12 protein-coding genes are annotated in these 17,235 nt (G+C 34.4%); 7 read left to right on the forward strand and 5 right to left on the reverse strand.

The genetic code is table 11. The annotated features are described in order from the left end of the window. The first annotated feature begins 152 nt into the window (after window positions 1–152). The 5 genes from LZQ00_RS00715 to LZQ00_RS00735 all read left to right on the forward strand — a co-directional run bounded on the left by LZQ00_RS00715 (window position 153) and on the right by LZQ00_RS00735 (window position 7,981). Window positions 153–2,261 carry a hypothetical protein gene (locus LZQ00_RS00715; RefSeq protein ID WP_234511038.1) on the forward strand — a complete coding sequence of 703 codons (2,109 nt, stop codon included), beginning with the start codon at window positions 153–155 and terminating at the stop codon, window positions 2,259–2,261. 2 nt (window positions 2,262–2,263) lie between these two features. Continuing rightward, window positions 2,264–5,437 carry a hypothetical protein gene (locus tag LZQ00_RS00720; RefSeq protein ID WP_234511041.1) on the forward strand — a complete coding sequence of 1,058 codons (3,174 nt, stop codon included), beginning with the start codon at window positions 2,264–2,266 and terminating at the stop codon, window positions 5,435–5,437. Between the two features lie 4 nt (window positions 5,438–5,441). Next, window positions 5,442–5,903 carry a hypothetical protein gene (locus tag LZQ00_RS00725; protein WP_234511044.1) on the forward strand — a complete coding sequence of 154 codons (462 nt, stop codon included), beginning with the start codon at window positions 5,442–5,444 and terminating at the stop codon, window positions 5,901–5,903. An 825-nt stretch (window positions 5,904–6,728) separates the two neighbouring features. Beyond that, the gene (locus LZQ00_RS00730) at window positions 6,729–7,235 is read left to right on the forward strand and encodes a hypothetical protein (RefSeq protein WP_234511046.1); all 507 of its coding nucleotides are present in this window, start codon (window positions 6,729–6,731) and stop codon (window positions 7,233–7,235) included. 5 nt (window positions 7,236–7,240) lie between these two features. Then, on the forward strand, window positions 7,241–7,981 hold the full coding sequence (locus LZQ00_RS00735; protein WP_234511049.1) for a hypothetical protein: 741 nt from the start codon (window positions 7,241–7,243) through the stop codon (window positions 7,979–7,981). A 66-nt stretch (window positions 7,982–8,047) separates the two neighbouring features. On the opposite strand, the gene LZQ00_RS00740 is transcribed toward LZQ00_RS00735, so the two are convergent. The 5 genes from LZQ00_RS00740 to LZQ00_RS00760 all read right to left on the reverse strand — a co-directional run bounded on the left by LZQ00_RS00740 (window position 8,048) and on the right by LZQ00_RS00760 (window position 14,643). Then, entirely contained in the window at window positions 8,048–8,812 is a 765-nt protein-coding gene (locus tag LZQ00_RS00740) for a DUF72 domain-containing protein (protein ID WP_234511051.1), read from the reverse strand. 689 nt (window positions 8,813–9,501) lie between these two features. Then, a complete protein-coding gene (locus LZQ00_RS00745) occupies window positions 9,502–9,666 on the reverse strand; it encodes a bacteriocin (protein ID WP_234511054.1) in 165 nt (54 codons plus the stop codon). Window positions 9,667–9,933: 267 nt separating this feature from the next. Continuing rightward, on the reverse strand, window positions 9,934–11,283 hold the full coding sequence (locus LZQ00_RS00750) for a TolC family protein (protein ID WP_234511057.1): 1,350 nt from the start codon (window positions 11,281–11,283) through the stop codon (window positions 9,934–9,936). A gap of 11 nt (window positions 11,284–11,294) precedes the next feature. Beyond that, on the reverse strand, window positions 11,295–13,451 hold the full coding sequence (locus LZQ00_RS00755) for a peptidase domain-containing ABC transporter (protein WP_234511060.1): 2,157 nt from the start codon (window positions 13,449–13,451) through the stop codon (window positions 11,295–11,297). 106 nt (window positions 13,452–13,557) lie between these two features. After that, window positions 13,558–14,643, reverse strand: coding sequence for an HlyD family secretion protein (locus LZQ00_RS00760; protein WP_234511062.1), 1,086 nt, complete (start codon window positions 14,641–14,643; stop codon window positions 13,558–13,560). A 526-nt stretch (window positions 14,644–15,169) separates the two neighbouring features. Between LZQ00_RS00760 and LZQ00_RS00765 the strand changes: the two genes are divergently transcribed. Together LZQ00_RS00765 and LZQ00_RS00770 are read left to right on the forward strand one after the other, a co-directional pair. Then, on the forward strand, window positions 15,170–15,349 hold the full coding sequence (locus LZQ00_RS00765; RefSeq protein WP_234511065.1) for a hypothetical protein: 180 nt from the start codon (window positions 15,170–15,172) through the stop codon (window positions 15,347–15,349). A 33-nt stretch (window positions 15,350–15,382) separates the two neighbouring features. Next, window positions 15,383–17,047 (forward strand): hypothetical protein, encoded by a 1,665-nt coding sequence (locus LZQ00_RS00770; protein ID WP_234511068.1) that lies wholly within the window; start codon window positions 15,383–15,385, stop codon window positions 17,045–17,047. The last annotated feature ends 188 nt before the right edge of the window (window positions 17,048–17,235 follow it).

Here is a 17,235-nt window from a genome sequence, read left to right on the forward strand (position 1 = left end):
TAAGACCAATAATGGATATCATCGGGTTCGAACTCCGTAAGAAAGTTGGACATGTTAAAAAGAATTAGCTGTTCGCATTCTTTTCATTTGCCTTATGACGATAACGCAAAGATGACCAAATGGTTAAATAGTTAACATAAAATAAGATAACAATGAGTAACGATAATTCATACTTCTTTGTCGCCAAGGGGGAATTGATTTCCCAGCGTAAAGAACAAGCATTTGGAGTTGTTGATGAAAATAGATTTCAGGTAACAGCTTCATTTGATGTCAGCTCACCCAGTATGGCTTATGCCATTTGTAAAGGTGTAGTCTTTATCTTACCTCAGCAGGGAGCTGAGTCAGATACTGTCAATTTAATTTTAAAACCATATACACAGCCTATAGCTGGTGTAAAGATCAAGTATTTTGTTTATAGAGGTCTACAACGATCTGAATTTTTTACACAAGATTCAACCCCTCTAGTAATCGAAGGGCCAGATACTTCCGATTTCATACAAACAATACAGAAGAGTTTTACAAGTTTGTACAAACAGGGGGAAACCCCAGAATTTAAAGCCGAATATATTGGATACAACGCCGGCTTTCAAATGGACACATTATTGTCCTCTGTATTCTTTAAGACTTCATCTCTTGTTAGTGATGCTGGAATTACAACAGAAAACGATGCCTATGAATTGCCCATGATCGATATGGGAAAATCTTTGGGACAGTTTAAATCTGGTGAATGTGGCATTGATGTGGTGCTAGATTATGGGGATTTTGAAAATCCACAAGATGAAAGTCTGTTTCGATTAGATATCGCTTATGCAAGTGCCAAGAAGGTAGAAATTAATATCGCGACCATAAGTGATGCTTATCAAAAGAAACTGAAAAAAGAACAAATCTTTCAATTTTTGGATATCGCCGCATTCTATGGTTATCATGCTAACGGAGGAACTGTTGATACCGTATTGGGTAAGCTTAATGGAGCAAATATCTACAACAATCTGTTGCAGAACCTTTCAACGAAGAATAACGTTTACCTCTATATCCAAAGCGATCGAGGGCGCTCTTACAATTTCTATAACAACTATAATGTGGGGGAAAGTACGGTCTTTAGCTTACTGAAAGGTAGCACAGATACAGCGCTTGTGGAAAGCAACTATGCGGAAAATGGTTGGCCAATCTTAATCGATAGTCAAATTCAAAATCATGATGCGAACGAAAACAAATTGGTTTTACAGTTTCCTATCGACTACAATAAGAATGTCGCATTTTATGCGCAAGCCGGGAACTTGCTTTCTTCGACAAAAGAGGGTTTCATTTCTCTTGAAGATTTATCAATTCCTGTAGCTGTAAACGAGATTTTACCATCATACTGCAAGCCGATTACACTCTTGCATACCAATATCGGTAATAATGGAGCTAAGTCTCCCATTGCAACATTTGATTTAGTATTGTACAGAGGTAAAACATACACCTATCAAGTAGAAGATGATCTAGCTTTTGGAAATGCAACCATCGGCAATGTAAACGATATTTTTGATCAAATCAACGCCGCATCGGTGTTCAAGTCGAGCGAAGAAACACACAATTCCTTATTAGCTATACAGAAGCTAAAATTGATGAGTCCTTATTATGATAAGGAACAAAGAGGAATATGGGCTGTACAGACCGTTATTACACGCGATACATCGCGTTATATGGGCGATTTGCATCGGGTGACCTATGTCGCTGAAGCCGTAGATGCCTTATATTCAGCAGTAGGTAGTGAACGTACATTACCGGATACGAGAACGAGCTCTTCGTCATTATTGCCTTCGAACAGCGGAGACTTTTTCCATGCTGATTCAGGAAGCTATTTTGACTTTAGCTATTTCAGTGACAATCAGCTCAACATCCCTGGTATTTCCCTAGTATCTATTGATGGTAAGGGAGTCAATCGTATCCAGATTGGATTGACAAAAACTGAAAACGATCGTTTGATCGCCGCTATGGGAATAGCAGCATTGCATAATGTTCAGCTGATCTTATTGGATCTACATGGGGCAGGAAATCAATTTCTGTCAATAGAAAATGTGCAATACAAAAAATTTAGATTGGCTTTATCTGGAGAAACTGCAGATGGACAACTTAAACTGCAAAGCATCGATGAAGATATCGTGGTCTACACGATCGATCAATACTGCTATTTTTCATTTCAGTATGCAAGCAGTATTCAGGATCTGTTCAAGGATGTGCAGTCGAATAATAGTTTTGTAACTTTTAATATGAATTGACGATGGGATTAGCAGGAATATTAAACTTAGGATATAAGATCAAGAATATAGATGATCTGAGTGAGGAGAAGTATCATGTTTTTACGGGTGTCATAGTCGCTTTTAAATATAAAGAAGATTTCTATCGATATTTTGAAGCTCGTGATTTTCGTAAAGGAGATTATCAAAAACAAGTAGTGTTAAACAAAGACAATGGAGACGAGAAAGTACACACTGTAACAGCAGGGTTTTATGTTGAAAAAGAATTTTTAAAATATCTTTCGGGTGAACTAGATCACGCTACGTTAATAACTAAGCAGAAATTTGATATTGATGTTTTATCCGATGCCATTATCAGTAAAGATACAATCAAGCTTGTACGAGCTAATACCGAACCGCCATACAAAAAAGAGTTCGAATCACAGGAAGTTACTTGGCTTTATCAAGGTGAATCAGTATATGATGAGAATGATGGTCAATTGGTGATTCCAGAAAGTGCAAAAAAGGAGCCAGTATCATATGAATTGGGAGATACAGCAAGATCTTACTATGCCAATAATATTGATGTTGTTACAAGAAGTCTCAATATCAAGAGTAGTGAACGTGGTCAGGCAGTCGGAATACTTGCATCCATTGCTTTGGTTATTGATCAGATCGAGCAAAGTATATTTCCAATTTTGAATAAAAACAATGCATTCAATGAATTTATCGTATCACAATCTAATTATTGGAAAAATGAACTGATACATACAGAAACATCTTTGGAAATGCTTAGTGCATACAAAACCAATTTTGACTCATTCTTTGAAACTGTTTATAAAAATCAACTTTACCTAAACAGCAATAGTGAGAAAAATGCGTTGCTACTATTTGGACATATTTTGTCCGAGTCAGCATTACGTATCGTACCATTAAATAAACGGTTAGAAATACTTAAAGTAATTGTTGATGAAAGGGTGGAAATCGTGGGAATTACCCTTGATGATGCGGTACAGGGTGAGGTAAGGACTGCTTTTGGCGGCATAAATAGAGAAGCAATCGTTATCAAGATTGTTCGGACAATTCAAACAGGAGAAGAGAACCTTTTTTTAAACGAACTAGCTAAAGCACAAACCTCTGATAGAGAAACCTTGTTTGAACTCTTATATAAAGGTATTGAGAATAGCCATTTTTTGGTTGGTGTCAATAATCTAGATGGATTTATGAACGAGATGTATAAAGTTTGGTTGCGTAGCTCTTATAATCCCAATAATTTACTATCAGATGATGATATTATAGGGAAAGAAGATAACAAACCAATTTCCATCAATTACAAGACAAGTACGGCTTGGTTGTTTTTCAATGATACTAATTATTCCTTTGAATTTGATAAGAGCCAGATTGTAGTCAAACTAGATGATGATACAGAAACACATAAAGAAGAGGCCTTCCATATGTTTCGTTGCATATTATTGATGGGAACAGAAAGTATAAGTGGTGACCAACAAATAATGGAAATCTATATTAATGGTCAACAGGAGATGGCTATTCCGCTTTTCTATCTCAAGTATATCGATGACAAGAAAGTGACCGATAATATTAAAACAGGTATACAAATTGGAGTAGATATTGCCTTGACTTTAATTCCTTTAGCTAATTTGACTAAACTTAGGTATATCCTCCAACTAACCAAATTTGGAAGAGCTATTACAGGGCGATTAGCTGTTACCGAAGCGGAAGCTGTTCTTTTACGGTTAGAACTTTCGCATGGTTTTGCTGCAGCAGTGGAGATTACCGCTGGTTTAGCGTCTATTTATTACAACTATGCCAAACAAGTCGAGGAAGTATGTGAAGTTACTAACAGCAAATATGATCAAGATAAATGCAAATATTATCAAAAAATGGCCGATTTGTTTATGTATATCGGGCTTGTGGGAGGAGTATTGGATTTTGTGGCTGCGCGTAAAGTCAAAAATGTTGCAAAACAGATACTGGACTCACCTCTCGCGAATACTTTAGATCCAGATATTTCTAAAATACTTCGTAGGTTTGCAGCTCCACTTGGAGAAAGCGTAGAGGCTACCAATACTTTTTGGACGTATGTGCGAGATCCTAAGAATAGTAAACTATTTTCTGAGGAATTTAAATTATGGTGGGAGAAAGCGGAAAATTGGACAGATACATTACGTGCAAAATTTGTTGAAGATTTTGGATATGATGTTGCTCGATTAGAACGGTTCAAAACACCAGAAATGATGAATGGTTGGAAAATAATGGCTACTCGAGATATTCCTTTATCCAATAATATAAAATTTTTGGAGAATACAGATGTTGCGAATCGGTTAGTTAGTCTTTATGATGATATCAATCTGAAGAATGTATATAAAGCATTGATAGAATCTCAAGCTCCACCAGAATCCATTACCGCATTTTTGAAAACTTTTGACGATATTGGAGCTGCGTATTATACTAAATTTGCAGATGATGTTACTTTGGTGAAATCTTGGTTTCGATATTATGATGAGCCGGTGTTAAGTTCAATCTTTTTACAATTAAAGAAAGACGGAACGCTTAAATTTGTGGAGAGATATGGTAAATGCTCTGATGAAGGTTTTAATATGATAAAATCTAATGCAAAAGTACATATTGATCGCTTATTAGAATATCCAGACGCAACACATCATATAGATTATTTTAACAATAGAAGAGCGGAAATGTTACCGCCTAATTTTAAAGATATGGCTACAAATCAATTCTATCGTTTACATGAGACTGATAGTTTTATTGAAATAGAATTAAAATATGGTGGAAAAGCAAAAGGATCATTAATTAATGAAGCAGGAGATATAATAATGCAAGGAGGAACTTTAAATAGTCAAAGTTTAGATCCTTTAGGTATTAAATTCGATTTACCTCAAAAACTATTACAACAACAGGATATAAATCGTTTTTATAATAATTGGCTAGGAGAATATATTCCGAATAATAAAAGCACAGGATTTTTAGGTTCAATAGATAAACATTTTAAAAAAATAAATAATCCTGATGTGGGAAAACCACCGCTTGATAAGGTAGTCATTGATTATAAGTACTTAGATGAAATATCTGCAGCTATAGGACAATCTTCGGATTACTTGAAAATACAAATAGATCAATTTATATTGACTAATTTTAATCAATATAATAACGATAATTTTTTAATTAAACTAAACTATTAATATTATGTCAGCTACATTTATTGAATATAATTATAATAAGGGCTTCTGGGTAGAAGAAGAATTTATGCAATTAGTATACTGTTACATTTGTGATGAATTAAAGAAGATACAGTATAATTTAACTAATAAAGATGATTTACTTTATTCTATTAAATTTCATATTGATGGTTACTCCACAGGAAGTATGTCCCTTGGTTGGAACGATTATATTATTACACAATCAGACGAACAATTGATGCTTCAAGTTTTACAAAATGTAAAAGCAACATTGCAGGCTAAAGGAACATATATTTCTGTTACAGAACTACAAGCTATTTCTACAGAGGATAAGGACTTTAAGAGATTATTCAGCAGAAAACCATTTCCTACAGCTGAGTTAATTAAAATAATTGATGCACTTATTAAGATGTTGGAAGGTACTTGGGATTCTACAAATTATAGTATGAAAATTGATTATCAGTATTAGTGTGAATAAATCAGTCAATATTGTTAAATTTAGGTTTTAGTAGTTTTAAAGCATTAACTTTTCTGAAATTTAAACATATATTATTGAATCTGTTCCCAAACCGCATTGGTTAAAGAATAGATAGCAAATAAATGTTTTAGTAAAACATTGTGGTTGTAAGTTAAACTACATTTTCAATGTATTTTCTGAGATCTAATGTTAAATTAAATAATGTAAAAAACAATTCTGGTATAACTCGTTTATCGCCCAAAGTGTTCGACTTTGGGCGTTTTTGTTTAAGGTTCACTAGAAAGACGCAAGTTTTATGCTTGAGAAGAAGTAGATTGCTTTATTTTTTCGGGAATAAAATTTGGAAAAATTATCAAACTATCCTTCTACAAGGAATGAGCTATAAGAGTTCTCATCTATCATCTGCATAATAAATCTGATGAATGGCTATTGCTCTGCCATCATCGTTTATGAACGAGGTTTGATGCGGTACAAAAAACGTAAAATCTATGCAAATTGTTGCTGTCAAAAAATTGTGCTAGCACAACGTATCCAAGCGTTCTAGTTACGAATATATTGAAAACAATTGAAATCTTGCAGACAAACTCATATTGTATACCTTCTTGATTTTGATGGCGTGGGTAAGTTCTTAAGATGTAGAGTCTCTGTAAAACGACTATTTTTTAATTAAATCTTAAAAAAGCGTTTCTTTTGAAATGCTTTTTTTATTTTAGGGCTGTACAAACAGATCATATAAAAAATAGTGAGGTTAATGCTTAATAAAGCGCTAAGTAGATCTAGAAAAAGAAAACACAAATAACAATGGACCAATAAGAAATGGAAACGGTAAAAAAAATTAGTAGTTGGCTATTACCACCTATCCTTATAATAGCATTGCTCTTACCAACTTATCTGGATTTACCCCTATCGTATCACCTTTGGGTTTTATATGTTGCCGTGGGTGTAGGTATTCTGCTGTACATTACCCTTTTTACCTTATTTTTTGATGTATCGGGATGGCGTATTTTTTTTAAAGAATTCTGGAAAAGTCTTGGACTTGGGGTTTTAATTTATTTCATTGGTTACATATTCCTTTTTTATGTGTCATGGCTGAGTGTCGCTTTCGTTACCCCTCAAATAATGAAAGCTGAAATCATAGCGGTGTATAGGCCTATAGGAAAAAGTAGAGCCACATGGAGCATTAGGCTTGAAGATGGAACGGTGAGTAGAGCGATTGCTCGTCCAGGATTAAATAAGTTCTCTGGAGAAGTCCGTGTATCCGTTCAAAGAAGCTGGTTGGCAGATATGATTTATTATGTGGATGATACTACCGAAAAAAAATAAAAGAAATGAAAAAACTGCTCTTCATCCTGTCAACAGTATTCTTACCTCTTTTTCTTTTCGGACAGGAGGCTTTAGAGTCGAATTTAATAAATAGCTTGTTAGCATATGATCAAGCAGCGAAAAATAGTGGTACAGAAGAGAATGATCCTGATCTCCAAAATTTCACACATATATTACAAGAGACAATTTTAAAAACTGATCTGAAGAACCTAAATAAATTCAAAGAAACGATCGATACCCTCAACTTTGTGTTAGAAAAATATAAATCTGAAAAAGGTGATTTTATACTTTATCATCTTTCCAGTCCTACCTCGTATCATTGGAGTTATATCATCAATGATGATCGGATTATATTGCAAGATAATAGATATCACCAATATTTTACCGAAATACACAATTTAAACCTACAAGAATTCTTGCTGATAAGCCAAATGGATGAACTAGTATTTTCTTGTAATTATGCAACTGTTTTCCGAAAGAAAAAGAATATATATGTAAAGAAGGTCGCTTTTGGAAAAAAAATGATGTTAACCGTATGTAATTTCACTCATGTCGAAGATGGGAAGGGTCATTATAGTTTACCAGTGAAAAGAATAACGTTTGACTATGCGAGTAAGACCATTTCCTATGGTTTATGTATGGATTTAGAGACTGGAGAAAAAACAGTTGGAAAATCAGCCTATATAAACGGGAAATTCAATATAAAAGATTGCGATGAAAGACAAGGATTTACAAAAATTGAATAACAGTTAGCAATTCTTGTTATTAATCTTTATAGCCATATTTATATGAACTGATCACTTCTTACAGATTTATTGTTTTATCAATTCGAGTAGCTGCAATGCATTTTTTATAGCAGCAGTTGACGCTGTATTATTAAAATAAATATATACCTTCTTAAATCCATAATTCTTTATTTCCTCATAAAGATCAGTTATTTCCTTTTTGCTGTATTCCGAATAAAATAATTGCGGATTGCCATGCAGACGAAAATAACCGGTTGTGGTTGTTTGTTGTATGGATGTAGGGAGATGAGGATAGTTTGGATTGCAGAAGGTTATAGAATTTTTCTCCAGATCTTTTGTTGCTTCGGTATTACACCAACTTACATGTCTGAATTCAACAACATTCTCAAAGTGTGAATCCATCAGGCTGATAAGCAAATCCAATCTTTCTCTGGTAAAGCTAAAACTAGGAGGGGACTGCCATAGAATGCATGCCAGTTTATTTTTTAATCCTTCTTTGCTTATCTGATAAAAATCACTGACTTCTTCCGTGCAATCTTGAAGTTTTTTAATGTGTGTAATTATTTTTGGAACCTTTACACTAAACTCGAAATGATCAGGGGTTTTATCATGCCATGATAACAAATTTTTTACAGTTGGGAAACGATAAAATGTTGCATTGAATTCATATGTTTTAAAATATTGACAATAATACGCGAACCATTTACTCTTTGGTAAGTCTGTCGGATAAAACAACGTTTGCCATGAAGGGGTAGTATAGCTCGAGCATCCTATCCATAACTGTTCTGTGCTCATCTCTTTAGCAATTATGATACTTAATCCTTCTGACATATCACAGAAGTATACGATAAAACTTTTTATAGTATAAACCTATGAGCGCACAAAATCGTTTATAAAATCTGAAATAATAATTTTAATATAACATCTTCATTCTTGAAGTAGTGAAGATTCCTAATAGATACAAAAGAAATAAAAGGAGTACTTAATATGTAAAATTGCAGTACGATTATGGCTTGTGCTTCCTACAATGGTTAAGTATATCGACTGTTAGTCGCTATTTCTGTTTGGAAAGAATCAAAAAACTAGACAGATCTGTAATCTTCCCTTAAAAAAGTAATATAAATGATTGTAGTGAAATGAATATGAACTTCTTTTTAGCTTGAGATGGATCTTTATCCTATAGCCTCAAGGTCTTTAATATGTATGTTTTTGCTGATTGTATTTTACCAGCATTATGGGAAAATAACGCTATTTCATATTATTATTTTATAGGGAAGGTTTGCCTTCTAATCTTTCGGATTTATGTCTGCTGAAAAAAAACAGTATTTCGGGTTGGGTAGTTGCATTAGGCTTTAAAACGCTTATGTGTTCTTGTAAAAGATCTCGGAGTATGTAGGAGATATAGTATACTTAAAAGCTATCGAAACAAAAAAATAGCGGTAATCAGGCCTATTTATAGGTATAAATAAAAAGGCACTTTCAGCGATGAAAGTGCCTTTTTATTTAACTAAATGCAATAATTAGATGTTGAAAACACCACCTAATATACCACCAAGGTTAGAGAAAAAATTTCCAACAACTTTGAAAATTTGTCCGATAGTTCCAAAAGTACCACCTTCAATATTTTGCATTTCTTTTGTGTTCAATTCTTGAACGCCTAATTTGTTTAAATCTAAATTTTTCATCTTTTTTAATTTTTTTAATTTCCTTTGTATTAATCTTTGGTTTTTCAATCTTTCTTTTGATTAACCTTAACAAAAATAAAACTTAATTTTATTTAAAAAAATTATATCAATCGCTTTTTTACTCCTTGTAGCTAGTTGTTTACGATAATTTTTTAACCTTTTTTATAATGCTGATTTGTGCTGTTTTTTAACCTTTTTTTCAGCTATACAGGGATGTTTTTCAGAGCGCTAATTATTAGGTTATGTATGATTTAGTAGATTCAAATACTATTCTGATTTTTGTAATCGTCCTATATAAAGTTGCAATAACTGCACACTGAAATAACATTTGTATTTTGCTTGAAGGCATTCACTTTGTGTCGCTAGAAACTGATTGCGGGACTGATAGACATCGTATACAGAGATACGTCCAGCATCGTAACTCTTTATGGTGTGATCGAGTGCTATTCGAGTACTTTCGGTCGCTTTTTTTGCAGACTGATATTGTTGAAAGTAAGATTGATAGTCAAATTGAATGGATTCTATATCTTGCTTGAGCTGAATATAGGCTTGTTTTTCTTCGATTTTTAGCTGATCTATCGCAATTAAATTTTGTCTATACTGAGAGCTTGATTTATGTTTATCAAATATTGGGATATTTAACGAAAGTGTTAATTGCTGTGAAAAATTATCCTTTATTTGTGGGAAAAAGCTATTATTGGGCAATCCATATGCATTGTGACCATTTAAACCAAAATAGAAGGGGCTACCTATAGCTGCACCTGCTTTTAAGCTAGGTCTTCTTTGCGCTTTATAGATGGCGCCTTCCATCGCTAAAGAACGCTGCATGGGCTCGTATTTTTTGAGTAGTGGATTGTTACGAATAGCTTCCTCCATCCAGATGTTGATTTTGCTTGAGCTCCATAATTGCATCACCTGTTCGTCAGGGAATTTGTCCTCTATCTCGAAGGTTTCGTAATGCTCCACTTGAATAAGATGGGCTAAACGCATCAATAATCGTTTAACTTCTATTTTTGCTACTTCAGCCTGTTGCTCCTCTCTTGCAAGTTGTGCATTGGCTTCGTAGACTATCGTTTGCGCTGTTTGCCCCGCTTTAGTCGTCTTTTCTGCTTTCTCATATTGTGTCCTTGCAAAATAAACCGCCGTATCTCTTGTCTTTAATATTTCTTTTTGTAAAAGAACATCTAAAAAGGATCGAATGATTTGGATGGTCAGATCCTGTTTTTGAATATCGGTTTCGACATGAGCAGTTTCTATATCAGTGCTTGCTTTTTGTATTTGTTTTTTTAAAATTCCTCCAGAATATAGTGTAATTTCACCACTGATGCCAATACTACCATTCAAATTGTCATTGCGTTGTTGTCGTCCATACATATCTTGAGTTTGTCCAAAATTGGACTGATTTTCCATATAACCTTTGATAGTGGGTAAACGGTCGAACCGTGCCATCTGAAAATTGTTCTTTTTATCCTCTTCACTAAGCTGTTTTGCTTGTCCGGCAAAACTATTGGTCAAACCATAATTGATGCATTGTTCTAGTTTCCAGGGTTGAGCTTTAGCTAATTGGGCAAATAAGCAATAGGCTGTACATAGGATGATAACAACTATTTTTTTCATTTCTGCTCGTATTACAATATGTTGGTTTGTTTTTTCCATAAATTAAAATAGACACCTTTGTCTTGTAATAGTTGAGTATGGTTTCCTTCTTCCACAATTTTACCTTCTTTGATGACCATTATTTTATCAGCTGAAGTGACTGTGCTTAACCGATGTGCGATGACAATAATAGTTTTCCCGTTATCTTGGAGTGTTTTTAAAGCTTGTTGTATATAATCTTCAGAATCTGAGTCCAAAGACGAGGTCGCTTCGTCCAAGATGATGATTTCAGGATTTTTATATAAAGCACGTGCAATAGCAATACGTTGGCGCTGGCCACCTGAAAGCAACGAACCATTTTCTCCTAAGTGAGTTTGAAAACTGTTTGGTAAGGATTCAATAAACTCCAAAATACCAATGTCTTTACATATCTGCAGAATACGGGTATGATCTGGAAATTCTTCTCCAAGAGCAATGTTTTCTATGAGGTTACCTGAGAAAATATCCAGATGTTGAGGAACGATGCTGATTAAATTACGTAAGGAATATTTGGATATATAGCTGACATCTAGTTCACCAATACTGATCTTTCCACTATTGACTGGATATAGATTTTGAATAAGTGCAGCTATAGTTGTTTTACCAGAGCCACTAGGTCCTACAATAGCTGTCATTTTATGCAGTTCGATTGTACAGTTAAATCCCTGAAAGATTTCTTCTCTTGAACCATAACGGAAATGCACATCGTTAAATATAATGTCTCCTAACTGTTCTTTATGAAGATCCATTTTATTTGTGTTTTCTTCTCGTTCGAGATCCATGATCTCAAATAATCGATCAGATGCAATCAATGCACTCTGTACCGTCTTGTTGCTTTCAATCAGTTGAGATATCGGACCTGTGAAATAACCGATTAATGCATAAAATGAAATAAGCTCACCAGGAGTCATCTCTTGACTAATCACAAAATAGGAACCAGACCATAACAGGATAATTGTAAATAATCGGGAAAGAAATTCTGAAGAATTTGAAGTGAAGATTCCGTTCATCACGGATTTGTAAATCGTTTTTAATAAAACTGTGAAACGAATATCCGTTTTATTGTTGGCATAAGTGTCAATTCCAAATTGTTTGATCGTTCTTACAGCATTTAGCGATTCGACGAGATGGGACTCTAATTGTGCCCCTTCTTCCATCATACGGCGTTCGACCTTTTTATTGAAGTAGTTGGTGAGCCAGTAAACGGCAAAATAAAAAGGAATAACCAATACCATGATCATGGCCAATTTCCAATTGTAAGTAAACATCAAAGCAAAGGAAAAGAAGACAATGAAAAAATTTACAACAACTTGAATGGCGACATCGTTGATAAAGGATCTTATTTTCACAGCATCACTTACCCGAGAAATAATCTCACCAATCTGCATTGTATCAAAAAAACGTTGGGGTAGAGAAAGCAGGTGCTTGTAATAGCCTAGAATTAAATAACGGTCAATGCGTTGTCCTGTCTGTAAGACTAAGATACTTTTCATGGTACCGATGAAAATCTGAAAAATCAGAATAACAACCATACCTATGGACAATAAATTCAATAACCGAGTATTACCATCGATTAGCACATAGTCGGAAATCTTTTGTATATAGATGGAAGTAGATAACCCAAGAACGGTGTAGACGATAGCACCAATAAGCGCTTGTACTGCAATGTAACGATGTGGTTGTACCAGATTCCAAAATCTTTTGTAAGTGCTAACTTTTTCATTTCGCTGTTCAAAATACTCATTGGGCTCTAGTATGACTAAAACACCCTTCCAAATCTTTTCAAATTCTTCTATGCTGTATTCTTCCATGCGTCCAGGGCCAGGATCCATAACTTTAATCTTGGTTTTTGAAACTTCATAGATGACCACAAAATGTTGCAATTGATTGTGCATGACAACATGTGCGATAGCTGGTAGTGGTATTTGTCTCAATGCGTTTAGATCTCCACGAACTCCTTTGGCCGAGAATCCTAATGCTTGAAGACCTTCTACTACACCAAGGATGTTCGTTCCTCTGGTATCTGTGTGACAGAGCTGTCTTATTTTCGCAATCGGCATCATTAAGCCAAAATGTGCTGAAATAGAGGCTAAACATGCTGCTGCACAGTCCTGAATATCGTGTTGTTTTACTACTACTTCTTTTTTCATTATAATTTGTTCTTGAACAGCAATGAAGTATCATGAGTCACTCATATTCATCTCTGTTTATAAGCTTTATAAAACTTATGATGATTGATGAAACTTCTTATATTGCTTAAATCAAATTTGGATTAAACCAATCGTCAACCCGATCAAACAACAGTTGCCAAAGGGTGCGGTCAGTCAGATAAAAACGTCCAGTTAACGTATTACCTTTGGAGATAGTTGCCTTAAATCCATTCCGCAACTTCAGGAAATTTTTGTCCAACTTGCATCGAACTTTAAAAAAACTGGCACCAGATTGTTCGTTTACAACAATGTTTTGATCAATGTCTAATACCTTTCCGTCGATCATACCCCATTGATTATAGTTGTAGGTGTCGATCTGAAATCGAACTTTTTGCCCCTGCTTGATGAATCCAATTTCTGAAGAAGGAACCATACATTCAGCAATCAATCTGTTTTCAGGAGTGATCTGAACGATCTCTTGGCCTACTGTGACATAATTTCCCTGACGGATACCTGAATAATTGTTAAGTCTACCAGAAATAGGAGCTCGTATAATATAGTTATCACTTTCAATTTCTAATTGTTTGGCTTCCGTGTTGACATTGAGCATTTGTCGTTCGATATCTCGTTTTTGACCTTGCCATTGGGCTAACTGTTGCTCAGTAATGCTATTGCTTTGACTTTTAAGCTGTTGATAGTTATACAGCGCTTTTTCATATTCTGCTTGGGAAGCTACACCTTGATCAAAAAGATTCTTTGCTCTTTGGTATTCTTTTTCAGCCAAAGTTGTTTGTGCTTTTAATTCTCCCAATCGTTGAAAAAGTGATGCAGCCTCTTTTTGATATTGTCCTGTTTGTAGACCACTACGTTGACCACGTACAAGTTTATTTAAGTCAGCAAGCTGTAACGCATAGTCAGATGCTAATAATTGCTGTTGTGTAGTTTTGTTACTGATCTGGTCAGCAGCAATAACAAGCAAGGTGTCTCCTTTATTTACTTGTTGATTATTTTCAAATATATTCGCATTTAATACTCTTCCTCCGACCGCTAAACTAACCTTACTATTCTCCTCGATTGGTCGAATAATCCCTTTAGCAGATACTGAAATTGGAATTTTTACTAATGGTAAGCAAAATAGCCCAACTAAGATTAAAAGTAAAAGTATTAAATAGATTATTTTCGATTTTCCCATCGTTTAAATAATTAAAACCCAGCAATATTATTAAACTCTATTGGAAATTAAGGTATTTTTTGCTATACAAAAGTTTGGTTGTAGTGTATTTGCTACAATTTTCTTGATTAGAAAAAATAAATTCCCATGTTTTCCGTTTAGTATAATTTATTGTCTAACAAACGTTGTAATATAAAGTTAAATAATATGCTTGCATAGTAATGTTTTTTTAACAATAAGGTTTAATTTTTGAAATATTTTTAACATTTACTACTTAATTGCATTTTAATGCCGATTTAACTGCGTTTTATTACCCTAATTAATTGATATTTTAGAGCTTATGCTGTAGTTTGTTAACTACAGTTTAATGAAATCAGTAAATAAAAGGTTAATAAAATTAATCAAATGACCTATATTTGACAACGGATATCTGATAATGTTAACGAAATGTTAAATCAAGTTGCTAAACTATATTTATTTAACGAGTTGATTTAAGTTAATAGTTATTTAACTACAAAAAAATACAAAAACAAACAAAACAATGATAATGAAGAATAAATATGTAGAACCTCTAATCAACTGTAGTGTGATTGAGATGGAGGAAGGATTAGCAGCTTTGTCTGGTGCTGTAACATTTGGAGGAACCGCTCCAAATCAATTAAACCCTACAACGCCAGATTGGGTAGATCAGAACGTTGATAGCCCTACTGGTCCAATCGAATTGTAATTGATATATTCAAAAAAAGATTTAGAATTTAAGATGAAAACATACAAATTTAAAATATGTATCGTGGCTCTTTTTGCCATTGGATTGACTCAAAGTTTTGTGAGCTGCTCCAAAAATGAAGAAAGTGCTAAGATAGCGGCTGATGGTTCTTCTGTTTTATTTAATATTGCAGGAATCCAGGATCCTAATGAAACATCTACTGTAGGAACTGCAGCTTCAAATGAAAAACAAGCACGCAGTACAAATACGGGAAATATTCAGAAAATTTATAATTTTTCTGATTTTGATGTAGAAACATCACAAGCTGCTCCACAAACACAAACGTCGATTATCCAAGTCGGTAACGGTGTCTTGTCTAGTGGTAATCAGGCACGTACGTTACGTGCTGCAGTTATGGCTACTGGTATTAAATATCGCGTCATGATCTACAATAATGCAACAGGTGCTTTTGTAACTTCTGTTGAGTTAACTGCTGGTCAAGCAGATCCAATTCCTTTGGAAAAAGGAGTAGAATATGCTTACTATGCCTTTTCGTATAATACGACTGCAAGTATAGCTGATTTGAATCATACTACTCCAACAGTGCCAACAAAACAAGATGCTGATTTTTTGTTTGTGAATGGTACATTTACTATTCCTAATATCAATCCGAATCAAGTGGTAAACATCAATCAGGCGCTTATATTTACACGTAAGGTAATGCGTATAGGTGCGGTAGTCGACACAAGAGGATTGGGTGCTAGAATTGTATCCGCAAATGTAAAATATACCGTTGCAGGCAATTTTTACACAGGTAATTTTGACTTAAAATCGAACACGATGACGAAAGCTACGCCATCGTTTACTCCGACTAGTTATGCCTCTCCACTGACATTACAACAGGTTAATCCGACGACTACAAAGGATTCAGTTATGGCAGGCTATTTCTATTTTATTAAAGACGATGCTAGTCCAACAACAGGTGGAGCTACTATACAGGTGTCCAACTTAAATGTTGCCTACAGTTCTTCTACTAGTCAAACCTATACAGGTCCTTATTCATTTACATTCAATACTGCAGCTGAAGCAACAAATTTAAGTCTCAACTGGTATATGAAATTTACCAAAAACTTTGTTGTTGTAGAGGGAGTAAAATGGGCTAAAGGGAATCTATATGATGATGGAAGCATATTAAGTACAAATAGACCACAATATATTAGCAACAATCCATTTAGAAGATTTAATAATGACAATTTTAATGATACCTATTTTTATAATGCAAAGGCATCTGTAGGTGATGGAGGAAATTCTGCAGCTACAAACTCAGGAGATCCTTGTAGAAGAGTGCTTAATGCTCAAAGTATTGCTGGAGATTGGAGAACACCTACTTCTTCAGAAATTAACAAAATGATCAACAGCTCTCAAATAACATCAGGCAAAGATCTAGCTTCTGGCTTTACGTATATCAAGTTTACAAGTGATGGTAATCCAAATGATAATGTTACATTTGCTATGTTAGGTCAATTTAATTGGGGTTCAGGAAGTTGGTCTAAACCTAATGAAGGTTTCTATTGGTCAAATGATGGAAATACACCTGGTTATTATGCTTTAAAAATGAAAACTGATGCTGCAGGAGCAGCGCCGCAAAGAACTCCTTTTGCAGGAAGTTCAAGTGGACTTTTCGATTATTACCATGTGCGTTGTGTTCGGGCAAACTAACCGATAAAAGCCCATAATACAAAAACAGGCCCTTGATCATATCGAAGGCCTGTTTTTGTATTATGGGCTTACATCCTTATCTCTCATAACAGATGTGTATGGATCAATCTTGCTACCCACTGCATATAGCAGTAATGAATAGCTATAGGGTTCAAACGACTTTAACGCTCGTTCTGTTAAATCGTTAA

It is taken from the genome of Sphingobacterium sp. SRCM116780 (assembly GCF_021442025.1).
Classification (GTDB): Bacteria; Bacteroidota; Bacteroidia; order Sphingobacteriales; family Sphingobacteriaceae; genus Sphingobacterium.